This window comes from Comamonas trifloxystrobinivorans (assembly GCF_043359985.1).
GTDB lineage: Bacteria > Pseudomonadota > Gammaproteobacteria > Burkholderiales > Burkholderiaceae_C > Comamonas > Comamonas trifloxystrobinivorans.
Window position 1 is genome coordinate 20,996 of record NZ_JBHZGV010000001.1, and the last position, 22,375, is coordinate 43,370.

The 22,375-nt window shown below is 60.8% G+C and carries 20 protein-coding genes; 6 read left to right on the forward strand and 14 right to left on the reverse strand.

Annotated features, from left to right (window positions below):
• Positions 1-2 precede the first annotated feature (2 nt).
• The 4 genes from ACFIQF_RS00095 to ACFIQF_RS00110 form a co-directional block, all read right to left on the reverse strand.
• Entirely contained in the window at positions 3-1,280 is a 1,278-nt protein-coding gene (locus ACFIQF_RS00095) for a ribulose-bisphosphate carboxylase large subunit family protein (RefSeq protein WP_393939023.1), read from the reverse strand.
• Positions 1,281-1,291: 11 nt separating this feature from the next.
• A complete protein-coding gene (locus tag ACFIQF_RS00100; RefSeq protein WP_393939025.1) occupies positions 1,292-1,831 on the reverse strand; it encodes a VOC family protein in 540 nt (179 codons plus the stop codon).
• 72 nt (positions 1,832-1,903) lie between these two features.
• Positions 1,904-3,790, reverse strand: coding sequence for a TRAP transporter large permease (locus tag ACFIQF_RS00105; protein WP_393939027.1), 1,887 nt, complete (start codon positions 3,788-3,790; stop codon positions 1,904-1,906).
• Positions 3,791-3,940: 150 nt separating this feature from the next.
• A complete protein-coding gene (locus ACFIQF_RS00110) occupies positions 3,941-4,951 on the reverse strand; it encodes a TRAP transporter substrate-binding protein (protein ID WP_393939029.1) in 1,011 nt (336 codons plus the stop codon).
• Between the two features lie 111 nt (positions 4,952-5,062).
• On the opposite strand from ACFIQF_RS00110, the gene ACFIQF_RS00115 reads away from it, so the two are divergent.
• A complete protein-coding gene (locus ACFIQF_RS00115; protein WP_393939031.1) occupies positions 5,063-6,115 on the forward strand; it encodes a LacI family DNA-binding transcriptional regulator in 1,053 nt (350 codons plus the stop codon).
• A 39-nt stretch (positions 6,116-6,154) separates the two neighbouring features.
• Here ACFIQF_RS00115 and ACFIQF_RS00120 read toward each other — a convergent pair whose 3' ends face one another.
• On the reverse strand, positions 6,155-7,885 hold the full coding sequence (locus tag ACFIQF_RS00120; RefSeq protein WP_393939032.1) for a long-chain-fatty-acid--CoA ligase: 1,731 nt from the start codon (positions 7,883-7,885) through the stop codon (positions 6,155-6,157).
• 259 nt (positions 7,886-8,144) lie between these two features.
• Here ACFIQF_RS00120 and ACFIQF_RS00125 point away from each other — a divergent pair, with 259 nt between their 5' ends.
• Both ACFIQF_RS00125 and ACFIQF_RS00130 read left to right on the forward strand, forming a co-directional pair.
• Positions 8,145-9,302: an ankyrin repeat domain-containing protein gene (locus ACFIQF_RS00125; protein WP_393939034.1), complete on the forward strand. Its 1,158-nt coding sequence runs from the start codon at positions 8,145-8,147 to the stop codon at positions 9,300-9,302.
• A 5-nt stretch (positions 9,303-9,307) separates the two neighbouring features.
• Positions 9,308-9,976 carry an ankyrin repeat domain-containing protein gene (locus ACFIQF_RS00130; RefSeq protein ID WP_393939036.1) on the forward strand — a complete coding sequence of 223 codons (669 nt, stop codon included), beginning with the start codon at positions 9,308-9,310 and terminating at the stop codon, positions 9,974-9,976.
• A 108-nt stretch (positions 9,977-10,084) separates the two neighbouring features.
• Here the strand turns inward: ACFIQF_RS00130 and ACFIQF_RS00135 are convergent, their stop codons facing one another.
• The 6 genes from ACFIQF_RS00135 to ACFIQF_RS00160 are packed head-to-tail and all read right to left on the reverse strand — an operon-like array spanning position 10,085 to position 16,818.
• The gene (locus ACFIQF_RS00135; RefSeq protein ID WP_393939038.1) at positions 10,085-11,257 is read right to left on the reverse strand and encodes an acyl-CoA dehydrogenase family protein; all 1,173 of its coding nucleotides are present in this window, start codon (positions 11,255-11,257) and stop codon (positions 10,085-10,087) included.
• Between the two features lie 36 nt (positions 11,258-11,293).
• On the reverse strand, positions 11,294-12,061 hold the full coding sequence (locus ACFIQF_RS00140; protein WP_393939039.1) for an SDR family oxidoreductase: 768 nt from the start codon (positions 12,059-12,061) through the stop codon (positions 11,294-11,296).
• Entirely contained in the window at positions 12,058-13,026 is a 969-nt protein-coding gene (locus ACFIQF_RS00145) for a tripartite tricarboxylate transporter substrate binding protein (protein ID WP_393939041.1), read from the reverse strand. The genes ACFIQF_RS00140 and ACFIQF_RS00145 overlap by 4 nt, the downstream gene beginning before the upstream one ends.
• Positions 13,027-13,071: 45 nt before the next feature.
• Positions 13,072-13,848, reverse strand: coding sequence for an SDR family NAD(P)-dependent oxidoreductase (locus ACFIQF_RS00150; protein ID WP_393939043.1), 777 nt, complete (start codon positions 13,846-13,848; stop codon positions 13,072-13,074).
• Between the two features lie 35 nt (positions 13,849-13,883).
• Entirely contained in the window at positions 13,884-16,013 is a 2,130-nt protein-coding gene (locus ACFIQF_RS00155; RefSeq protein ID WP_393939045.1) for an acetate--CoA ligase family protein, read from the reverse strand.
• Positions 16,006-16,818, reverse strand: coding sequence for an enoyl-CoA hydratase (locus ACFIQF_RS00160; RefSeq protein ID WP_393939046.1), 813 nt, complete (start codon positions 16,816-16,818; stop codon positions 16,006-16,008). Before ACFIQF_RS00160 ends, ACFIQF_RS00155 begins: the two co-directional genes overlap by 8 nt.
• A 459-nt stretch (positions 16,819-17,277) precedes the next feature.
• Between ACFIQF_RS00160 and ACFIQF_RS00165 the strand changes: the two genes are divergently transcribed.
• Positions 17,278-18,072, forward strand: a complete 795-nt coding sequence (locus ACFIQF_RS00165; protein ID WP_393939048.1) for an IclR family transcriptional regulator — start codon at positions 17,278-17,280, stop codon at positions 18,070-18,072.
• A 4-nt stretch (positions 18,073-18,076) separates the two neighbouring features.
• Positions 18,077-18,862: an IclR family transcriptional regulator gene (locus ACFIQF_RS00170; protein WP_393939050.1), complete on the forward strand. Its 786-nt coding sequence runs from the start codon at positions 18,077-18,079 to the stop codon at positions 18,860-18,862.
• Positions 18,863-18,966: 104 nt separating this feature from the next.
• Here ACFIQF_RS00170 and ACFIQF_RS00175 read toward each other — a convergent pair whose 3' ends face one another.
• From ACFIQF_RS00175 to ACFIQF_RS00185, 3 genes are all read right to left on the reverse strand, one after another.
• Positions 18,967-19,560 (reverse strand): hypothetical protein, encoded by a 594-nt coding sequence (locus tag ACFIQF_RS00175; protein WP_393939052.1) that lies wholly within the window; start codon positions 19,558-19,560, stop codon positions 18,967-18,969.
• Between the two features lie 173 nt (positions 19,561-19,733).
• Positions 19,734-21,206 (reverse strand): MBL fold metallo-hydrolase RNA specificity domain-containing protein, encoded by a 1,473-nt coding sequence (locus ACFIQF_RS00180; protein WP_393939054.1) that lies wholly within the window; start codon positions 21,204-21,206, stop codon positions 19,734-19,736.
• Between the two features lie 159 nt (positions 21,207-21,365).
• Positions 21,366-21,596, reverse strand: a complete 231-nt coding sequence (locus ACFIQF_RS00185; protein WP_393939056.1) for a helix-turn-helix domain-containing protein — start codon at positions 21,594-21,596, stop codon at positions 21,366-21,368.
• A gap of 70 nt (positions 21,597-21,666) precedes the next feature.
• Between ACFIQF_RS00185 and ACFIQF_RS00190 the strand changes: the two genes are divergently transcribed.
• Complete coding sequence (locus ACFIQF_RS00190) at positions 21,667-22,341, forward strand: S24 family peptidase (RefSeq protein ID WP_393939058.1); 675 nt, start codon at positions 21,667-21,669, stop codon at positions 22,339-22,341.
• Positions 22,342-22,375: the final 34 nt, after the last annotated feature.

The window sequence follows — 22,375 nt, forward strand, 5'->3', positions numbered from 1 at the left end:
CATCACCCCCTGACGCCGAAGAAAGCCATGGCTTGTGCCAACTCAGGCGCATGGCGAGCAAACGCTTCCAACTCCACACCTTCGCGCATTGCCGTCCATGCCTGGCGAATGCTCAACACACCGGCCTGCGGTCCACCAGGATGCGCCAAAATGCCACCGCCCGACATGAAAAGCAAATCTTCGCTGCGCAGCGCAGCCCAGGTCGGTGCTACCGTTCCGGCCCACTGGCCTGATGAGAAAGCAGGCATGACGCGGTCGTCAGCACGAGCAGACAGGCGGCGCTGGCAATCCTGCGCAGAATGCAGCACCTCCTCATCGGCCTGCGCAAACTTCCCCTGCAGGCCGTGCACATGCACATGGTCCACCCCGGCCAGCCGCCACAGGCTTTGGTAAGCCTGGAAGCCCATGCCCAAGGCCGGGTGGCGCGACATGGCACCGTAACCATTGCGATGCGCGTGCACCGCCAATGGCGTGTGGCGCCGCAGGCTCTGCATGGCAGAGAATCCGCACCAGTTGATACTGGCCATCACGCAACTGCCTTGCTCAGCTTGCACCAGGTCGGCATGGCGGCGCATGGCATCAGTCTCGTCTGTGATGTTGAAGGCCACCATCACATGCTTTCCGGTGCGATCACGGTGCTCGCGAATCACCTGCATCACTGCAGGAACCCGCTCTGCCAATGGTGCATGCGCCGGGTTGGCGCAGACTTCGTCGTCCTTGATGAAATCCACGCCAGCAGCGCACAACTGCCGCACCAGCTCGGCCGTTTGCCCGGCCGACAGTCCCACATTGGGTTTGATGATCGTGCCCACCAGCGCGCCGCTAGCTGCGCCAATGCTGGCGCGCGTGCCTTGCACGCCCATGCTCGGCAGCTGGAACTGGTCGCGGTAAACTGCGGGCAACTCCAGCGTTTCCAACCTCATGCCCGAGACTTCGCCCAGGTCATACAAATTACCCGCCACCGTGGCCAGCAAGGTCGGCAGATTAGCACCCACGTTGGCGATCGGGAAAGACAGTTCCACATGGGCCCTGTTCCATTGCCTCGCTTGCCCATGGCCTTGGCGTGCCAGCCACGCGTTGGGCAAGCTGGACTGCGCGAGCGGCTCTAGTTGCTCCACCTTCAGCACCGTGGCCCGCGCTCTGGCACGCAACTCCTCGGTCTCGCCAGTCACACGGGCAAAAGTGCCGCAGGATTGCTCGCCAGCCATCACCTCGGCAACGGACTCGGGAGCGAGCGGGGTTTCAATCAGATAGCGGGCTGTAAATTGGGAATCGTTCACCGCGACCTCTTTCACAGCTTGCTCAGATCGGGAAAAGGCCGCACGGGATCACTTCCGTCCCAGCCTTGCGATGCCTCGCGAATCAGGTCAAACATGCGGCCCTTGGGACCCATCACCTCGGACAGCTCGATCACCGTGCCAGGGTGGTACTCAGTATCGAAGTAGATGAAGCGTCCGTTCGTTCCCACTTCGCCGCCCATTTTGGGTTGGAAGCCCTGGGCCAGCAGGCGCTCCAAATCCTGGTCATAGTTGGTGGTCCAGTACGCCACATGCTGCAAGCCCGTTCGCCCTGCTTGCAAGAAATCGCGGTACATCGATGGCACGTCGTTACGCACCTGGATCAGCTCCACCTGCACATAGCCCGAGTTGGCCAGCGCCACCGAGTTGTGAGGCTGGTAAGACTGCCCGTCGTAAACATAGTTTTCGATCGGCACCCGAGGGTTATAGAACCAGGGACCCACGCCCAAAGTTTGGCTCCAATAGTCCATCGCAGCTTCAATATCCTTGACCACATAGCCCAGCTGGCGAATTTCACCCAAAAAGCGACTCATTGCATATCTTTCGTTGTTAGAGAGGCTGCGCAGCGCGCACCAAAGGCGGGGTAAAAATCCCCGAAAAACCAATCACAGAAAACCAGTCGAGATCCACGGAATGGCGGCTACCACCAGCAAGCCGATGAACAAGGCCAGCATGTAGCCACCGATAGGCCGGATACCTTCATTGGGGTTGATGCGGCTGATAGCGCAAGCGCCGTAGTAACCCACGCCGAAAGGCGGCGCAAACAGCCCGATCCCCATGGCAAAAATCACCACCATGGCGTAGTGCACTTCGTGCACGCCCACCTGCTGCGCAATTGGGAACAGCAAGGGGCCAAACAGCACAATCGCAGGAATTCCTTCCAGCACGCTGCCCAGCACGATGAAGCAGACAATCGACACCGCCAAAAAGCCGTAGGTGCCGCCGGGAATGCGGGTCATGGCTTGGGCCAGATCGGCCGAAAAGCCCGACTGCGTCAGCCCCCAGGCCATGGCAGTGGCACAGCCCACAATCAGCATGATGGCCCCCGACAACGAGGCAGTCTCGACCAGCATCGGCTTGAGCCGGCGCCAGTCAAACTGGCGGTACACCAGCAATCCCACCACTACCGAATACACCACGCCAATCGTCGATACCTCGGTAGCCGTTGCCACCCCTTCGACGACGGCAGCACGAATCACAAAAGGCAGCGCCAAAGCTGGCAAGGCCACAACAAAGAAACGGCCAATCTGGGCACGCGTAAAGCGCTGCACCTGGCTCAGGTCTTCCTTGCGGTAACGCCACCACACCACCACGCCCAAAGCCAGCCCCAACACCACAGCCGGCAACATGCCACCGGTGAACAAGGCTGCGATCGATACGCCAGTGACCGAGCCAATCGTGATCAGCACGATAGACGGCGGAATCGTTTCGGTCTGCGCCCCGGTGGCCGCCAGCAGCGCCACCAGATCACCTTCCTTGGCTCCGCGCTTTTTCATCTCGGGGAAAAGCACGGGCGCAATCGCCGCCATGTCCGCAATCTTGGAGCCGGAGATGCCCGAGACCAGGTACATCGCCCCGATCAGCACATAAGACAGACCGCCGCGCACATGGCCCAGCAAACTGGCCAGAAACTGGATCATCGCTTTGGCCATGCCAGTCATCTCGATCAGCGCGCCCAGAAAAATGAACAGCGGCACCGCCAGCATGATCAGGTGCGACATGCCCTCGTCCAGGCGCCCCACCATCACCAGCATCGGTGTATTCGTGGTCAAGGCCAGGTAGCCGAAGGTAGCCAAGGCAAAAGAGAAGGCAATCGGCACACCGGCAAACACCGTGGCCGCCACCACCAGTACAAAAAAGATGATGAGATTGAGCTTGCCCAAGGTCTTGAACAAGGGCTGCGCCAACCAGAACGCCAGCATCAGCACCGCTACTGTTACCAGTGCCGTCAGCACCATGCGCCAGCTGCTTTGCATGAGCAGGCGCAACACGGCAATACCAGCCATCAAGCCCATGCCCACCGGCAAAGCCGAAGCACGCCAGGCGTTGCTCAACTCCATAGCCGGGGTGGTGATGAACACCTCTTCCTGCGCGTACTCGATGGCAGGCCACAGCACCAAAGCCAAAAATGCCAGCGAAGCGGCCAGCGCAAACGCCTCCAACGCCGCCCGCCTGTCGCGTCGCACATTGTTGATGAACGCTGTCATCCGCATATGCTCGCCACGGCGCAATGCCACCGCCGCGCCCAGCATCGACAACCACAGAAACAGCAAAGAAGCCAGCTCGTCCGACCACACCAGCGGAGCATGGAACACATAGCGGGCCACCACGCCGGCAAACAGTACCAGGATCTCGGCCACCACCAAGGCTGCGGCCACAAATTCGAGCACCAGGCCCAGGCAGTGGTCCACGCGGCGCGCCCATGGGCTCAGAAAATTGGCAGGCGGGGACCGGCCGACATCCGCCAGATCAGTAGATGCAGAAATTGACATGGGCATCCATCAAGAGAAGAAACAATGCATCTCCCGAGCCGGGCAAGCATTGCTCGTGCTCAGCAAGTGCAACAAGAGAAAGGCTGACACCGCCACGCTTCGCCCCAACCTGCTGGAGCAGTCAAGGGAAAGACCGGCGGCGGAACGACGTCAGGCAAGCTTGCCTACCGCTTGCTCCAGCAAGGCCCAAGCCTCCGTGCCGAAGCGGCCTTGCCATTCCTTGTAAAAACCCGAATCGCGCAAGGCAGCGCGGAAGGTATCCGCATTGGGCTGGTTGAATTGCAAGCCCTTGGCTGCCAAACCGGCTTGCACCGAGGCATTGAGTTTGCTGATGTCTGCACGCTGCGCCAGGCCTGCATCGTTGATGGCATTGCTCACCACCTTTTGCAGATCTGCCGGCAAGCCACCCCAGGTGCGACCGCTGGCGATGAACCAATAGCCATCCCAGATATGGTTGGTCAGCGAGCAGAACTTCTGCACCTCGTACAGCTTAGCCACTTCGATAATCGGCAGCGGGTTCTCTTGCGCATCCACAATCTTGGTTTGCAGCGAGGAGTAGACCTCGGAGAACTGCAGGCTGGCAGGAGCAGCGCCCAAGCCTTTGAACATCGAGATCGGCATGGGGCTGACAGGCACCCGAATCTTCAACCCGTCCATGTCCTTGGCGCTTTGGATCGCCACCTTGCTGCTGGTGGTCTGGCGGAAGCCGTTGTCCCACATCTTGTCAAACGCGTACAGCTTGCGCTTGGCGATCTCCGCGCGTACCAAAGCGCCAAGCTTGCCATCCATGGCGCCCCACACCTGCTCGTAATCCTTGAAGGCAAAGCCCACGGCGTTGATGGCCGCTACCGGCACCAGGGTAGCAATCACCAAAGCAGAAGGGGTGAAGAAATCCAGCCCGCCGGCGCGCACCTGCGCCAGCATGTCGGTGTCACCGCCCAATTGGTTGTTGGGGTAGATCTTGATTTCCACCCGGCCATTGCTGTCCTTCAAGATGCGGTCTGCCGCCTCTTGCGCACGCACATTCAACGGGTGGCTCATGGGCAAGTTATTGCCGTACTTGAGCGAGAACTCGGCCGCCCGGGCAATCAGAGGAAGGCCGCCTGCCAGTCCGGTGGCGGCCAGGCCCTTGAGGGCAAAACGACGCGTGATGTGCTGCATACTGTCTCCTTTTTTGATGGAATTTGATGTTTTACTTACATCTGTATCCGTGACGATAGAGAGTTATATTGCTATAGTCAAACCCATCATTTGATTGTTTTTGATGTCTTTATGCCTCCATCAACGCCGTCCGCAAGCGGCCGCATCACCATCAAGGACGTGGCCAGCCTGGCTGGCGTCTCCACCGCCACGGCCGACCGGGTACTGAACCAACGCCCGGGCGTGCGAACGGTCACCGTACAAAAAGTACTCAAGGCCGCCCAGGCTTTGCACTACCTGCCGGACAACGCCTTGCCTGATGCAACGGCTGCAGCGCCTTGGCGCCTGGCCTTTGTATTGCCGCAGGGAAACAACCCGTACTTGCGCATGCTGGCCGATACCATCGGTTTTTCAGAAAGCCATCAAGCACCATTCAACGTAAAGTGCGAAGTGCACTACGTGGAAAGCTTCAACCCCGAAGCACTCGCCAGAACCTTGTTGCGCTTGGGCAAGCGCGTCGATGCCATCGCCTTCATGGCACTGGAGCACCCGGCGGTGCGCGAAGCAGTCAACGAACTGGCGGCACGCGGCATTCCGGTACTCACCGTCATATCAGACCTGGCCAATTGCGCACGGCTTGCTTATGTAGGTTTGGACAACCGGTCTGCCGGTCGCACCGCCGCTTACCTGCTGGCGCGCTTCATGGGGACCAAAGCCGGCACCCAGATTGCCTTGATTGCGGGATCGCTCAACTACCTGGCGCACGAAGAGCGCGAGCGCGGTTTTTTGCAACTGCACGCCGAGCAGTTTCCTGAAGTGGAAATGGTGGGAGTGCGTGAGAGCTATGACGACTCAGCGCGCAACTACCACCAAACCAAAGAGCTGCTGGAGCGCTATCCGCGCATAGGTGGCATCTACAACATCGGCGGCTCATCCGATGGCGTAGGCCGCGCTTTGCAAGAGGCACGACTGGAGCAGAAAGTAGTGTTCATCGGCCATGGCCTGACGCCAGACACGCGTGCGCTGCTGATCAATGGCACCATGGATGCGGTCATCACCCAGAGCCATCTGGGCATCATCATGAGTTGCATCCGCATCATCTGCAATTTGCGCGACCACCGCGACCTGATGACCGCTGTCGACATCGTGCGCAGCCAGATCATCTTCCGCGAAAACCTGCCCTGAGCAGGCTGCGCGTTACAGCTATCGCCGGCGCTGCAGCAATTACTGCTCTTTCTCCTGCAGCAAGCGCCACATCACCTTGCCGCTGCCGCTCTTGGGCAGTTGGTCTACCAATTGCACGATGCGCGGGGCTTTGTAGACGGCCATGTGTTCGTGGCACCAGGTGATGATGTCTTGCTCTGTCACCTGGCCTTGGTGCGCGGGCCGCAGCACCACCACGGCTTTCACGGTTTCGCCTCGGTACGGGTCTTTGGCGGCAATCACACAGGCCTCTTGGATGGCTGGGTGGCGGTACATCAGGCTTTCCACCTCGGCCGGCCAGACCTTGTAGCCGCTGGCGTTGATCATGCGTTTGAGGCGATCGGTCAGGAAGAAGTAGCCATCCGCATCGCGGTAACCCAAATCGCCGGTGCGGAAAAAACGCTCACCGTTCACCTGCACAAAACTCGTCTCGGTGGCGGCCGCCTGCTTCCAGTAGCCCAGCAAAACCTGCGGGCCGCGCACCACAATCTCGCCCGTCTCGCCAGCGGGCAGCTCTTGCAAACTGTCAGGGTCTATCACCAGCGACTGCATGCCAATATGCGGCACACCCAAACACTGTTGCTTGGGGTGTTCGTACGGGTTGGCGTGCGATGCGCCGCAGGTCTCGGTCATGCCGTAGCCTTCGATGTAATCCAGGCCCCACACTTCTTTGACGCGCTGCGCCACCGCTTGCGGCATGGCCGCGCCACCACCGCCGATGTACACCAGGTTGCGCTTGTCCACCTGCTCCAAAGCCGGGCTGGCCAGCAGGTCGACCACCATGGTCGGGATGTTCGCCCAGTGCGTAACACGCCAGCGCGTCATCAGGCTGCCCGCCAAAGCGCGGTCCCAGCGCGGCATGATCACCAAGGTGGCCGCGGCGCAAATCAGCACATGCATGATCGACACCATGCCGGTGATGTGGAACATGGGCGCCACCACCAGATTCACCGATTCGCTGTTCTGCCGCCCCCATAAAATGCCCGCCATGGCTGCATGCTGAATATGGCTGTGCGCATGGATGCAGCCCTTGGGCTTGCCCGTGGTGCCGCTGGTATACGGCAAGATCGCCATGTCTTGCGCGCCCGCTTCGGCCGCCGGTGCTGGCTCTTGGCATTGCAGCGCTTGCTGCCAACTGGCGACCGTGGCGTAAGGCAGCAAGCCAGCATCGGGCTGCGCGTGCTCTGCCAACAACCAGCTTGCCCAGGCCTGCGGAAAATCAGGCTGCTGCGCCACATTGGCCGGCATGGCGTCGGCAAAGCGAGTAATCAGCAAATGGCGCAATTGCTCATCGGCAGGCAGTTGGCTGCTGGCCTGCGCAAGCCCTGCGGCCAAATCGGCGGTAGTGATGGCCACACGCGCATCGGCATCGCTGATGTAGTGCTCCAGCTCTTGCGCGGTGTTCATGGGGTTGACCGGCACCACCACCGCATTGGCCCGCAAGATGGCGAAATGCGCCAGCACCAGCTGCGGGCAGTTCTGCATCAGCAAAATCACGCGGTCGCCCTTGCGCACGCCCTGCGCATGCAAATGCGCCGCCAGGCGCTCGGTCATCTGCAGCATCTGCTGGTAGGTGATGACCTGCTCAAAAAACACCAACGCCGCATGCTCCGGAAAGCGCCGCGCATTGACCACCAGGTTGTCCCACACCGGTGTCTGCGGCACCGTCAGCCGCGTCGGCACCCGCCCCGGCCAGAACGGCGTGGGCGCTGGAGGTTGCTGGGGCAAAACAGAGATGGGGCTGGGAGTCATGGCGAGCACTGATCAAATGGAACACGGTTCGCTGGTCAGTATGACAAGGCGACTACGCCAGCGGCGGTCACGCGCGGGACGCGGGGCGCTCGCTCCGGCTCTGCCGCTGAGGAATGCCTTGGATTCAGGCACTGAAAGTGCTTTGCGACGCATGCCCTAAGGTATCGATATGCCTGGTCCACGGATTCAATTGATTCTCAAAATACATGACACAATAGCCAAACACTTTTTAAAAATTTAAATCAATAGAAATAAATTCATGCCCCAAAAATCTGGAGAGCCACAACCCCTATCCCTCACTGCTTGGCGCTCCATCGCCGCTGCACTCAGCCTGGGCTTGGGCCTTTACTGCGCTGCGCCAGCCCACGCATCACCGCAAATCGAGGCACTGTTTCAAACTGCACAAGCAGCCGCCAAGACCAATGCCAACGGCGAACCCAGTGTGCGCAGCACCATCGTCGATCTGGTGCAAGCTCTGCAATCGGCACGCAGCGATGCGGATCGCATGGAAGTTATGGCAGCGCTATCTCAGCTGGGGAAAATCCAAGGGCAAGGCGATATGCAGCTGGTAGAAATCCACCTGCCTGTCGTCTCCCAAAACCCGCTGCTGGAGCTGGCCCGCAACAGCAGCCAAAGCCAACCAGTGCGCAAGCAAGCACTGCAAACCCTGCGCGACGTCAACGCCCGCGACCCCATCATTGACAAAGCGATTGTGCTGGCCGACGGCGACACCGCCACCTTCGGCAGCCTGGGCGCAGAGCTGAAAGACTATCAACGCCGGCGCGACAGCCGGGGGCGCCTCAGCGCGCCTGCCGCTGCACCGCTGGACCCGGCACGCGAAGCCGCTGCCAGGCAGTGGCTCAACGAGCAGCACATTCCCATCAACCGCACATCGCTGGAGTCGGCGGCGTCCAGTGCTAATCCGCAGCAGGTACAGGCACTGCTGGCGGCAGGCGTCAACCCGGTGCCCAAAGGCCAAATTGGCCTGGGCGTGCTGACACTGGCCGCAGCGACAGGCTGCATGCGCGACCCATCCGGGCAGCGTGATCCCGGCAAGGTGGTGGAAGTGGCCAAGCTGTTGGTGCAAGCGGGCGTCAACATCAACGAAACCGATGATGCCGGCAACACACCGCTGATTCAGGCCGCGCGCAGTTGCCCGGCTGCCGTGCTGACAGCGCTCATGCAAATGGGCGCGGCCCCCAACCACCGCAATGCGCAAGGCTTCTCGGCGCTGAGTTATGTGCTGATCACCAACCAACTGGCCAGCGCTGACGCCCTGATTGCGCAAGGCGCACGCATCAGCAAAAAAGAAGCAGATCGGCTGTTCTTTGAAGCGCCCACCGACCCTGCGATGAAGCGCACGCTGGAGCGCGCTATCGACAACAAACTGCCTGCCAACTCCAACACCAAAAAGTGAGCACCATGAAGCCACCACACAAAGCCACCTCCTTGCCACAAGCCCTCGGTCACGCCCTGCTCCGCACCCTGGTGGGCAGCTTGCTTGTCGGCGCAATGGCCGCAGGTGCACAAGCACAAGCCAATCCGCAAACCGCCCCCATGTCCAAAGCCGAGGCTGAGGAATACATCAAAGAAAACGACATCTACCCCGTGGCTGGCAACCTGGCTGGCGTCATCATGAACGGCCGGGTCGACGACCTGCGCGCCATGCTGGCCGTAGGCGTGAACCCCAACGAAAAGACCAGCCTGCCACAATCACCCATCAAGCTGGCCGCCATGGCCTGCGCCGGTGGCCGCGTGCCGGTGGAAGACATTGTTGCCATGATCCAGGTGCTGGCACGCGGCGGCGCCACCGTAAACCCCGCCAACCCCGACGCCAGCCCCATGATCACCGCCGCCCAGCAATGCCCGGCCCGGGTCATCAAGGCTTTGTTGGACGTTGGCGGCGACAAGGCCGCCCGCACCACCCAAGGCTATACGCCGCTGAGCATGGCTTTCATCTTGCGCAACTACGACGCCGCCAAAGCCCTGATGGCAGCCGGCGCCACCATCTCCAAAGAAGCCGCCAACAAACTGACCGGCCCCGACACCGATGCCCAAGCCAAGGCACTGATCCAGCAGGCGACGAAGTAGGCGCAGCGGTGGAGCTGGCTGGCCTTGCCATCGATAGGCTGCTATGGCGCATCCACCACTTCACAGGAGCTGCTGGCAATTTGACAGTTGCAAGCTGCTCCCTGTTGATTAGCTTTTCCGACTTCCCGCAGCTACCAGCCCCATCTTCTTTGCAATGATGGACAGCATGACTTCGTCGGCCCCGCCTCCGATGGAGCCCAGGCGCGAGTCGCGGTAGGCGCGTGCGGCTGGGTTGTCCCAGGTGTAGCCCATGCCGCCGTAGAACTGAACGCACCAGTCCGCGACCTCGCGTGCCAACCGCCCTGCCTTGAGCTTGGCCATGGAAGCCAGCTGCGTGACCTCCTGGCCGCTCATGTAGCGGTGAGCGGCCATGTAGACCAACCCGCGCAGTGCCTCTATTTCGGTCTGCAGCTCGGCCAGCTTGAATTGGATGTACTGGTTGTCCAGCAGCGGCTGGCCAAAGGCGATGCGCTGACGCAGGTAGTCGGCCACCTGCACAATCAGCCGCTCACAACCCAGCCGGCGAGCAGCGGCGGCGAGGCGCTCCTCCTGGAACTGCTCCATCTGGTAGACAAAGCCCATGCCCTCCTCGCCAATGCGGTTGGCTTGCGGCACGCGTACGTTGTCGAAAAAAATCTGCGCCGTGTCCGATGCCCAATTGCCAAGCTTGCGGATCTTGTTCATCTCTATGCCGGAGCGCAGGCGGCCGTTTTCGCGTAGCGGCACGATGATCAGCGACTTGTTGCGGTGCGCCGGACCGTCGGAAGTATTGGCCAGCAGACAGATCCAGTCCGCCTGCGTGGCGTTGGTGATCCACATTTTGGAGCCATCGATGACGTAGTCGCCCCCATCCTTGCGAGCGCGCGTCTTGACCGATGCCACGTCCGATCCCGCACCGGCCTCCGATACACCCAAGCTGACGACCACGTCTCCGGCGATGGCCGGCTTCAGGTAAGCGTTGCGCAACGCGTCGCTGCCGTGGCGCGCGAGAGCGGGTGTGGCCATATCCGTCTGCACGATGATCCCCATGCTGGTGCCCTGCGAGCGCACACAACCCAGAGCTTCTGCAGCGGCCACGCTGTACGAGAAATCCAGACCCGAGCCGCCCCATTCGACGGGTTTGTTGATGCCAAGAAAGCCTGCATTCCCCAGCTTCTTGAACAACTCGTGGGCCGGGAAAATGCCTGCCTCCTCCCACTCGTCGGAATACGGATCGATTTCGGTGGCGACGAAGCGCTCTATGGACTCCATCAGGCGAAGGTGTTCTTCAGAATAAATCATGGTGATATCAATAAAAAAAGAGGTTGTTGGAGGGGCTCAGAGCATGAACATGCCGCCGTTGACATCGATGACGGCGCCGTTAATGAAGCTGGCGCGTTCACTGGCTAGGAATTCGATCGCTGCGGCTACTTCATCGGCCTCGCCGATGCGCCCCACGGGAACGCGCTTGGCGTAGTCCGCCGCCACTGCAGCCCCCGTAGTGGCTCCCAGTGCAGTGGCGATGCGGCCCGGCGCTACCGCGTTGGCCGTAATGCCATACGGGCCGAGCTCGGTAGCAATATGGCGCGTCAAGCCCAGCAGACCGGCTTTGGACGCCATGTAAGCGGGCCCCACCGGCCCCAGAGACCGCGTACGTCCGCCCGAGGACGAGACATTGACGATGCGCCCCCAGCCCGTTTTCTTCATCGGCCCCAGGGCTGCCTGGCACAGTTGCATGACCGCTGTGAGATTGACATTCAGGATGCGGTGCCACTCTGGCAGCGTCATGTCCAGAATGTTGAGTGCCACGCCGTTGTACTTCGGGGCGATGCCAGCGTTGTTGACGAGGATGTCCGGCGCTCGGCCAAAACGTTGGATACAGGCCTGCATGGCCTGCTCTGCGGCACCGTCCGCTGCCAGGTCGGCCGCCCAGATGCCTGTGGCCGCCGGGCCAAGCGTGGCATGCGCTGCTTGGAGAGCGTCGCTGTCGATATCACACAACAGCACCTGAGCACCCGAGCGCGACAGGCCGGTGGCTGCAGCAAGGCCGATGCCTCGGGCAGCGCCGGTAACAAACGCTATGCGTTGTGCTGTTCCAGCGTTCATGATGCCTCCTTGGCTGGTGCCGTTCCCAGACGTTGCAGCAATGCCTTTTCTTCAAGATAGGTGCGCTCTGCCCAAGCCGCATAGTCCTTGGAGCCCAGGTACAGATTGGGCTGGTCAAGGCGACTCAACATGGCCAAGTTGTCTGGGTCAGACGAGGTTTTGCGGAACGCTTCCGCCAAAAACTGCACCACGGCAGGGTCCATGCCTGCCGGGCCGACCAGCCCGCAGGGCACCTCCAGCACGATATTGGTTCCAGCTTCTTGCAGGGTCGGCACGTCCGGGAAACGGGCGGCGCGCTTAGCCGTCCAGACTGCCAGCAGGCGGATGCGGCCGCTTTCCACATGGGGGGCAATGCCCATGCTGGGCGTGCCCACATCCACCTGCCCACCTAGCAGGTCTTGAATCTGGTCACCATCTCCTTTGTAGGGGATGTGGTTCACCGTGAACTTCTCCAGCGCTGCAACGCTGACCATTCCGAGATGGGTCGAAGCGTTCAGGCCGGCGTTGCCGACGCTGAGCCTGCCCGGATTGGCGCGCGCGTAGTCCACCAACTCGCTCCAGGTCTTCCACGGGCTGTCACTGCGCACGGCCACCACATAGGTGTAGCCCGACAGGCGGCTGAGGTAGCTGAAGTCCTTGAGCGGGTCGTAATGCATCTTCTGCAGCAGCGGCAGACGCAGGCTGGTCGGAACGAGGACCGAGATCGTGTAGCCGTCGGAGCGGGCATTACGCGCCAACGCCGTCAGCGCCACCGAGCCAGAGGCCCCCGGCCGGTTCTCGACGATCACGGGCTGTCCGAGGGACCTCTCGCACAGTTGCGCAAACTTGCGCAAATGGACATCCGTCCCGCCGCCCGGCGGAAAGGGCACGATGAGGTTGATAGGCCGCTCCGGAAAGCGCGCTGCGCGGGCGGCGGGCAGCGCGAGCAGGCTTGCCGCCGTCAGAAAATATCGACGTTGAATCATAGTTTGTCTCCTTATGGTGTAGATGTGAATTAGCCAACTTGCACCTCAGCACATGAACGCTCCTCCGTTCACATCCAGGCATGCACCGGTGATGAAACCCGCGTCGTGCGACGCCAGAAATGCGATCACAGCCCCAACCTCCTGGGGCTCACCGCCACGCCCCAGGGGCGTGCGGGCTTGAATGGCATCGCGCAGCTCGGGCGCAATCGCTCGCGTCAACGCCGTTTCTACGAAGCCAGGTGCTACGGAGTTGCAGGTCACGCCATAGGGCGCGTAGTCGCAGGCAATGGAACGAGTCAGCCCCAACACCGCAGCCTTGGAAGTCATGTAGGCGGGGCCCGCAGCATTGGCGATCGAGCGCCCTGCGCGGGACGAAACGTTGACAATGCGGCCCCACCCTTGCTCGCGCATGAACGGCACTAGGCGTGCAGCCAGCCGCATGGGGACGGCCACATTTATCTCCATCACGAGCTGCCATTCCTGAACTGTGACCTGCTCCAGCCCGGCAGCCTTGCCATCGTGCTTGGGCGATATCGCGGCGTTGTTGACCAGAATGGACGCAGGCTCCCAGCGGCTGCGAACAGCGGTGTCGAGCGCTCCCGGGCTGGCAAGATCGGCAAGGTCAAGGCAGACCGGCATGGCGCGATCCGCGTCAAGGCCATGCATTGCCTCGGACAGCGCCTCTTCATTGCTGTCCACCAGCGCCACACGATGGCCGGCCTGCAGCAACTTGATGGCAATGGCGCGGCCAATGCCGCCCGCCGCACCGGTCACCACAGCGGTGCGCGGAGGGTCGGGGACGTAGGTATTCACAGGGATCATGGTGTCTCCGTTCAGGGCAGTCTTTGCCGCCCCTGTTATGGGTGGTTGGAAAGAATCAGCGCGTCTAAGGCGAGGGCGCCCTGGGATTGCGCCAGCAGGGGGTTGATCTCGATGTCGGTGACCGTTGCTGGCATGGCCAGCGCGGCCTTTGAAACGGCGGCGATGGCGCGGCACACAGCGGCCAAATCAGCAGCTGGCGCGCCACGGTATCCCGTCAGCAGGCGGTAGCCGCGTAGTTCACGCAGCATGTCGTGCGCAATGCGCTCGTCGACTGGCAGCACCCGGTGGCTCACGTCGCGGAAGATTTCCGTGAACACCCCACCCACACCAACCGTCATAGCCAAGCCGAACACCGGGTCGCGCGTGACACCAACAATCAGCTCGCACACGCCACTGGCCATGCGCTGCACCAGCACACCACGCAATTGCGCGTCTGGCACATGCCGCCGGGCGTTGTCGAGCACTTCCTGGCTGGCTGTGCGCACAGACGATTCATCCAACAAACGCAGGCGCACTCCGCCCACTTCAGTTTTGTGGGCGATGTCCGGGCTGAGGACTTTCAGCGCCACCGGGTAGCCCATTGCGCTCGCATGGCACGCAGCCTCCTCAGGCGTCTGTGCTGGGCGCTCTTCGCACACGGGTACGCCGTAACCGGCAAGCAGGCGCTTGGCTTCGTACTCATCGAGGCGGCCCGGAATAGCCGGCGCGCTTTCAAGAGTCGGCACTTGGGCGCGCAGCCGGGCCCAGTGGGCGCGGGAGCCCGATTCCTCGAACCATGGCAGGTATACGGCCATGGCATTTACCGCGCGGGCGGCATCCGTAAATACAGGCACGCCCGCGGCTTGCAGGCGCTCGCGTGAGCTGGCCTTGCCGGTATCGATGGCGATGAACAGACGACCGGAAGCGCGAGAGGCCTCGATCAGCTCGTCCGCGATCCGGTCGAGCAAGTAGCCCGTGCCATAGACCAGCACCGCGTCCACGTCACGGTTCTGCGCCAGCGCATCAAACACCTTGGCCGCGATACCCTCGCGGTTGTAAAGATTGGCAGTCAGGTCGATCGGATTGGCCACCATGGCAAGCTCGGGCGCGGTGCGGCGCAGATGCTGCTGCAGCGCTTCGGGCAGAGTCGGCACCTCCAGGCCTTGCGTCACCAGCATGTCGGTCAGCAACCCGCCCATGGCGCCGGAGATGGACGCCACAGCAATACGCCGCCCGCCGCGCCGGCCCCGAAAGCTCGCCAAATAAGCCAGGTCCACCAGATGCCCCGGATCGCGTGCCTGCATGACGCCAAGCTGGCGGAAAGCCGCGCGGTTGATGGCCTGGTTGCCAGCTAGCGAGGCCGTGTGCGACATGGCGGCGGCGGAGCCCTGCTCCGTCTCGCCAGACTTGATCAGGATCAGCGGCTTGCCGGCCTCGTGAAAACGCTGTGCGGCGGCTATGAACCCGGCGCCGTCGCGCAGGCCTTCCACGTAGCCGATGACGGCATGCGTCTGCGCATCGTCCGCCAAGTAGTGCAGGTACTGCGAAAACTCCAGACAAGCTTCGTTGCCCGTGTTGATGAACTGGTTGAACCGCACGCCGCGCTCGCACCCGGCGGCATAAATCACCGCGCTCATATTGCCGCTCTGGGTAATCAGCGCGATGTGGCCCTCTTCGTGGGGCGGGTAGTCCTTGAGCAGCGTGGCAAAGGCCGTGATGGCACGCGTGTTCATATTGGCCAGACCCATGCAGTTGGGCCCGCAGATGGCCATGCCGCTGTCCTGTGCGAAAGCTTCGAGCTCGCGTTGGCGCGCCGCACCCTCTTCGCCCGCCTCGGCGTAGCCAGCCGCATAAACAATGGCTGCGCGTACGCCCTTGGCATGGCAGCGTTGCAGCGTAGACATCACCGCCTCAACGCCGATGGCGAGCACAACCACATCGGGCACCTGGGGCAGCGACTCGATGTCTGGGTAGCAACGCAGCCCGTACATCTCCTCGTACTTCGGGTTGACGGGATAGACCGCGCCACCGTAGTTGAAATCCACCAGATGATCGATAGCGATGCCGCCTAGGCGCTTGGGGTCGGCTGATGCGCCGATGACGGCGATGGAGCGCGGATCGAGTAATCGCTGCATGGCGGTAGCGCCAGCCGCATGCGCGGGCAACAACAGTTCCGGCTTATTCACAGTGCTTCTCCAGATTGGTCTTGTTGTGCGCGATCACCTTCGACATGCCGCGATCGCGGATTTCGGCAAACTCCGACGACGCATGGGTCACCTGATGCGTATCGAAGTGCGCCAGCACGGCATTGCGAAAGCCCTGGATGTCATAGGTACGGTTGAGCGACTTCTTCAGCGCCCGCATGGCAAACGGCGGCGCCTCGGCAATTCGCTGGGCTACAGCCATCGTCGTATCGTCCAGCGCTTCGCGTGCCACTACGCGGTTGACCATGCCGATGCGGTAAGCCTCGCTGGCCGAAATCCGCTCACCCATGAAGAGGAACTCCTTGGCGTGGCGCATGCCCATGACCCAGGGCTGGAACAGCACCTCGGTGGCCGCCAGCCCCATGGAAAACATGACGGAGTCCCAGAACCAGGCATCGTCCGCAGCAACGATCAGATCGGCCATGTTGGCCAGCATGAAGCCCCCCGCCACACAAGCGCCTTGAACCTGGGCCACCACCGGCTTGGGACAGTCCCAGATGTTCAGACAGTAGTCGAGGTAGTGAAACTCCTCGTAGCGCCAGCGTTCCTGGGCGGTGAAATCCGATCGCTTGGCCTGGGCCTCCTTCAAGTCATGGCCAGAAGAAAAATGGCTGCCTTTTCCCGCCAACACAATGACCCGCACGGAATCATCCATTGAGGCATCTGCAACGGCCTTATCCAGCTCTATCAGCATGCGCCGCGTCTGCGCATTCGCTGCGTTTCCTCTATTCAGCCAGATGCGGCGCACCGGCCCGGTGTTCTCAATAAGCAGAGAGTCGTCTTGCATGTTTGCTCCTTCATTTTCGTGTTGCATGTGACCCATGCTATGAAGGAGACAACCATCAATCAAACAAAATTGGTCAATTTGCGCGCGATATGAACTCAGGGTTTACCCAGTCCTTGAAAGCGTGTTCGCATAAGCTGTGACCGCTTCTCTCAACGTTTCTTGAGGTTCCGCAGAAATCGATGGGATGCGCACTGCGTGGTGCGCGTGTTGCTTGTGGCGAGATAGCGATGCCACAGATTTCGGCACATCTGCCTGGACCTGCACGCTGGTCTACTGCGCTGACCAGATGCTGCGATAACGATTGATGCAGGTGGGGCTTGTTCTGGCGGGGGAATCTCGCACGCAGCTTTCGCGTTTCGAGTGCATCGAAGCTCAGTTTCAGTTGGTCTGCGACCAGCAGGCCATGAACCGCAAGCGCTGATTCATATTTCCCGCAAATTATGCTAACTTGACTTCCCTATGAAGACAGAGTCTAAGAAAACGGAAGGTGCGCGCAGCGTCTATCGTGCACTGGAGCTGCTGGACTTGATCGCTCGTCATCAGACCGATGGAATCAGCCTGCCTGAATTGGTCGCCATAACGACATTGGATCGAACGACGGTCTACAGACTGCTCAGCACTTTGGAATCCGAACATTTGGTGGAGCGAGACACCAATACACGCCGCTATTTTCTCGGAATGGAATCGATGCAAATCGGACTCTCCACCATGAGTCGCGCACCCATTTTGGATGAGTACGTTCCAATGATGAAAGCCCTCGCACACGAGAGCCAGGACACCGTTTTTCTGGTGGTCCGAAACGGGGACTACGCCCAATGCTTGCATCTGGAGCAAGGTTCGTTTCCCATCCGCACAGTGACTCAACATGTCGGAGGACTTCGTCTGCTTGGATTAGGCACAGGAGGTCGGGCCATTCTGGCGACGCTGCCAGATAAAGAAATCGAAGACCTCCAACACCGCCATCAAACCGAATATGCAGAACACGGTCTGGCGGGCGATAATCTATGGAAGGTCGTCGAAGCAATACGCCGCAATGGACATGCCCAAACGGTAGACATCATCACCCCAGGCGTCAGCGGCATAGGCGTTGCCTTTGAACTCTTCTACGGTGGCCATGCGGCCGTCAGTGTTGTGGCCATCTCCGATCGGATGCCTGCTGATCGGCAAGCAAAGCTGCTCCTGCATATTCGCAAACTGCTATCCAACCAAGGGTTGACACGGACCACTGTGGATACGCCGTCCAGTTCGAAATAAGTCTATGCCCAACAAATCCTCTGCGCCAACCGTCCAGGCAGTGTCGAGAGCCATGCAATTGTTGAAATTGGTCGCCTCAGGACAGGAAGATGGAAAAAGAGTGCAAATGCTGGTTGACGCTTCAGGCCTCAACAGAACGACCGTCACCCGTCTTCTCGGTTGTCTGGCTGAAACCGGGTACGTGCAGCGCATTGAAGAGACAGGCATGTACCGGCCTGGCATAAGAGCAATGCAATTGGGCTTGGTCGCCATGAATCGAGCCCCGATCATTGAACGATTCCGCCCCATGATGAAGTCGATAGCGCGCATCACTGGCGACACCGTTTTTTTGACCGTTCGCAATGGCGACTATGCCCATTGCCTGCACCTGGAGAAAGGCACATTTCCCGTCCAAGTCGTCATTTCGCTGGTCGGGAGTTTTCGTCTTATGGGGGAAGGCACGGCTGGCCAAGCCCTGCTTGCAACCTTGCCCCGTACACAGCTCCAGGAGCTTTACCAGCGCCATGCGGATGAATACTTGCGCAAAGGTTTCACCTTAGACCGGCTGGAGCAAATGGTACGAAAGACGCTTAAAGCCCGATATTCCTCAGGTATCGGCTTGATAGACCAGCGGGTGAATGCCGTAGGCATACCGTTCGAAGTGACACCAGGCTGCTACGCGGCCCTGAGCGTCGGAGCAATCGAATCCCGAATGGACGCCAAGCGGCGCAAGGAAGTGGCCAGGATCCTGGATGATGTTTTACACCAAGCTGAAGTCACTCCTTTCTTTGAAGAAGTGGACATACGTTAGAACAACACTCAAAACGACGCATTGCTTATCAGTGTTCAGATATTTCACCCGACTGATTGAACGGCAAGAGCCCAATCTCGCCTTCACGCAAATCAACGCAGACATCACTTGAAGCAACGCTCTCCCCGCACCCACCCCAAAACCCCGCCCAACGGCAAAGCCACACAAGCCAAATCCTCCCGCTCCAAGCCATCGGCCACCGCTTGCCGGTAAGCCAGATCGGCCATGACGGCGTCTTGCCACATTTGGGCTTGTTGTTCTACCTGGGCGGATTGGAACTGCGTCAGCAGGGCTTCGGGTGATGCGCAGGCGTTGTAGAGATAGGGGTTGTCGCCGTGGCGCCAAAAGCGCCATTGCAGGCGGATGGCGTCGCGGGTGACGGGGCGGCCTTGCAGGCGTTGCCAGTGGTGAAAAGCCTCGTGCATGAGCCAGCCGGCAATCAAGGGCTGCTCCAGGCGCAAGGGCTGGCGCGGGTCGGCGACAGCAAAGCAGTAGCGTGGGAAAGAGAGGAACCCGCCGTTGAATGACAAGGCGCGGCGCGTGTCGCCCAGGCGGCGCAGGTAGATGCGCATTTGGCGCCAGCGCGGGTCGGCCGGGGCGCCAAAGTAGTGGTCCAGCAAAGCCCATTCGGCCGCGCACAAGGGGCGCGACCAGAACAGCGCTTGCGCGCAGCGGGCGCGAAGGTTCTGTTTTGTCACCTGGCGATTGTGGCACCAGTGGCACTTCGCAATAGCTGCGCGCACTGCCGAGAGCGGCAAAACGGGCGGTCCAGCAGGCGGCAAGAAGGTGGGCGGCCAGGCAAGTGGCGAGGTGCTGCCAAGCGCTATGGCGCTACAAGCTTACCGGCCTACAAACCTGCGAACCTAGAGACCTATAAGGGGAAGACCGCGCCGATTTCGGGCACCACCACTTTGCTGCGCTGCCAGCCACTCAGCTTGCGCAGTTCGCCAGCCAGAGCTTGCGATGCAGGGGGCTCGCCATGCACCACGAAGGTCCGCGCCGGAGCTTGCTCAAAGCTGCCTGCCCAATCCAGCAAGGCTTTTTGGTCGGCATGGGCTGAGAAGCCACCCAGCGTGTGGACCGAGGCGCGCACGCGCACATCGTCGCCCAGCAGGCGAACAAGTTTCTCGCCATCTACCAGGCGGCGGCCCAGCGTGCCTTCGGCCTGGAAGCCGGCAATCACCACCGCGCATTCGCTGCGAGCCAGGTTGTTGTAAAGGTGGTGGAGCACGCGGCCGGCGTCGCACATGCCGCTGGCCGAGATGATGACAGCGCCCGATTCGATCTGGTTGAGTTTTTTCGAGTCTTCCACGTCGCTGATGAAGTGGATGTGCGGCCAGGCCAGCTGTTTTTGCGATTGCGAGAGCAGCGCCAGTGCGTCGTCGTCAAAAGTCTCGAAGTGGCGGAAGGTGATTTCGGTGGCGGCCACGGCCATGGGCGAATCGACAAACACGTTCACTCCGCTCAGGCGCTGCTGCCTGGCGAGTTGCAAAAAGTAGTACAGCAGCTCTTGCGTTCGCCCTACCGCAAACGCCGGTATCACCACATTGCCACGCGGTAAGGTGTTGCTGACCACATCAACCATCTCGTCCAAGGTGCTGTCCATGTCTTTGTGCAGGCGGTCGCCGTAGGTGGATTCGATCAGCAGCACATCGGCATTGGCGATACGACTGGGGTCGCGCAAGATTACGCGGCCGGGTTGGCCCAAGTCGCCACTGGTCACGAGTTTTCTGACGCTGCCATCGGGCGCGGTCAACCAGATCTCAACGATGGCCGAGCCCAGAATGTGCCCCGCATCGCTAAAGCGCACTTTCACCTGAGGGTGCGGCGCAAATTCATGGTCATATTTGTGGCTGCTGATGAGCGCCAGGCAGCGGACCACATCAGGCACCGTGTACAGCGGTTCGCGCAGGCAGGGCTCGTACGATTTGGCGCCATGGCGGTGCTCTTGCTGGTGGCCAGCCTGTTTGCCTGCATGCCCGGATTTGTGCCCGCCTTTGGGGGCGCGCTTTAATGCGCGGATGTAGTCCACCTCTTGGATATGGGCGCTGTCGCGCAGCAATACGGAGAGCAAATCTGCCGTGGCGGGCGTGGTGTAGATGGGCCCAGCAAAGCCTTGTGCTGCCAGGCGCGGCAGCAGGCCGCTGTGATCGATGTGCGCGTGGGTCAGCAGCACAAAATCGATCTCGCGCGGGTCAAAGGCGAAGGGAGCGTAATTGCGGTCTTTGGCTTCGGGGCTGCCTTGCACCATGCCGCAGTCGATCAGGAAACGGCAGCCATTGGCTTGTACCAGATAGCAAGACCCGGTGACCTGCTGGGCCGCGCCCAGAAATGTGATTTGCATTGCTTGGCTACCTTGTTTTTGCTTTTTCTGCGGATTGCAGGCATCAGTGGTACTTGATGCTAGCAGTTGGGTAGCCAGCCGCCCAGAGTCAGTATTGAGGCAGATCAAAGCTGTGCCTAGCATGACGCCTGGCCAGCAGGCCGGGTACACAGCGCAAGCTCAGTGGCGCAGACTTTCCAGAAAGCGCTCGCGCGCGCGTATTTCCTGGAATGGGGCAGGCAACTTTCTCACATGCTGCCTCGCCCAGGCGGCCAGCACCCGGTCGCACAGGCGGTTGCTGAGCAGCTCTGGCCATTGGTCCACGGCTTGGTAGCTGATGCCCATGGCCAATGCAGCAGCACTGACGGAGCCACCAAGGATCTCGATTGCTTGTGATTTGCGTATAGACATGCGTCGATTCAACCATGGTTATGACTTCCTAACAACCATAGTTAGATCAACATCCGTGATGATTTCAACCATGGTTGATTACAAAGAACGTCTTGCCCTGGCCTTGAAGGCCAGCAAGCTCACATTGACGGTGCTGGCCGAAGAGGTAGGCGTGACCTATCAGGCGGTAAAAAAGGTGGTGGACGGCGACAGCCGCGCCTTCAGCGCCGAGAACCACGCCCGCGCTGCCAAGGCGTTAAAGGTGTCGTCTGACTGGTTGGCGCTGGGCGAGGGAGAGTCCAAACGCAAGGACGACGCCAGCCTGAGCCACAACATGGTGCTGGTGCCCAACCTGGCGCCCACAGATGCCAACGACGACGGCGACCAACAAGAAGAAGCCAAGGCAGACGGCCTGTTGGCGAGCGCACTGCCACTGTCGCGCGATTGGGCAGAACAGTTGCTGCGCCCTACTTCCGTGTCGGCACTGCGCTACCTGTACGCGCGGGGCGATAGCATGCAAGCAACCTTTCATGATGGCGATCTGCTGCTGGTAGACAGCGGTGTGGATGCCATCACCGAAGACGGCATTTATGTGCTGCTGCGCAACGAGCGCATGCTGGTCAAGCGCGTCACCCAGCGTGGCGACGGCAGTTTCGAGATCAGCAGCGACAACCCCGGCGTCAAAACCGTCGATGTGCTCAAACGCAAGGCGCCGCTGCCGGTGCTGGGCCGCGTGCTCTGGGCTTTTGTTGGCAAAAAGCTGTAAACACGCGCCGCCGATACCGCCGCAACATCATTGC

Excerpts from the sequence above, each read along its gene's own strand:
- ACFIQF_RS00100 (WP_393939025.1), bottom strand. The coding sequence starts at position 1,831 with ATGAGTCGCTTTTTGGGTGAAATTCGCCAGCTGGGCTATGTGGTCAAG.
- ACFIQF_RS00105 (WP_393939027.1), bottom strand. The coding sequence starts at position 3,790 with ATGTCAATTTCTGCATCTACTGATCTGGCGGATGTCGGCCGGTCCCCG.
- ACFIQF_RS00110 (WP_393939029.1), bottom strand. The coding sequence starts at position 4,951 with ATGCAGCACATCACGCGTCGTTTTGCCCTCAAGGGCCTGGCCGCCACC.
- ACFIQF_RS00115 (WP_393939031.1), top strand. The coding sequence starts at position 5,063 with ATGCCTCCATCAACGCCGTCCGCAAGCGGCCGCATCACCATCAAGGAC.
- ACFIQF_RS00120 (WP_393939032.1), bottom strand. The coding sequence starts at position 7,885 with ATGACTCCCAGCCCCATCTCTGTTTTGCCCCAGCAACCTCCAGCGCCC.
- ACFIQF_RS00125 (WP_393939034.1), top strand. The coding sequence starts at position 8,145 with ATGCCCCAAAAATCTGGAGAGCCACAACCCCTATCCCTCACTGCTTGG.
- ACFIQF_RS00130 (WP_393939036.1), top strand. The coding sequence starts at position 9,308 with ATGAAGCCACCACACAAAGCCACCTCCTTGCCACAAGCCCTCGGTCAC.
- ACFIQF_RS00135 (WP_393939038.1), bottom strand. The coding sequence starts at position 11,257 with ATGATTTATTCTGAAGAACACCTTCGCCTGATGGAGTCCATAGAGCGC.
- ACFIQF_RS00140 (WP_393939039.1), bottom strand. The coding sequence starts at position 12,061 with ATGAACGCTGGAACAGCACAACGCATAGCGTTTGTTACCGGCGCTGCC.
- ACFIQF_RS00145 (WP_393939041.1), bottom strand. The coding sequence starts at position 13,026 with ATGATTCAACGTCGATATTTTCTGACGGCGGCAAGCCTGCTCGCGCTG.
- ACFIQF_RS00150 (WP_393939043.1), bottom strand. The coding sequence starts at position 13,848 with ATGATCCCTGTGAATACCTACGTCCCCGACCCTCCGCGCACCGCTGTG.
- ACFIQF_RS00160 (WP_393939046.1), bottom strand. The coding sequence starts at position 16,818 with ATGCAAGACGACTCTCTGCTTATTGAGAACACCGGGCCGGTGCGCCGC.
- ACFIQF_RS00165 (WP_393939048.1), top strand. The coding sequence starts at position 17,278 with ATGAAGACAGAGTCTAAGAAAACGGAAGGTGCGCGCAGCGTCTATCGT.
- ACFIQF_RS00170 (WP_393939050.1), top strand. The coding sequence starts at position 18,077 with ATGCCCAACAAATCCTCTGCGCCAACCGTCCAGGCAGTGTCGAGAGCC.
- ACFIQF_RS00180 (WP_393939054.1), bottom strand. The coding sequence starts at position 21,206 with ATGCAAATCACATTTCTGGGCGCGGCCCAGCAGGTCACCGGGTCTTGC.
- ACFIQF_RS00185 (WP_393939056.1), bottom strand. The coding sequence starts at position 21,596 with ATGTCTATACGCAAATCACAAGCAATCGAGATCCTTGGTGGCTCCGTC.
- ACFIQF_RS00190 (WP_393939058.1), top strand. The coding sequence starts at position 21,667 with ATGGTTGATTACAAAGAACGTCTTGCCCTGGCCTTGAAGGCCAGCAAG.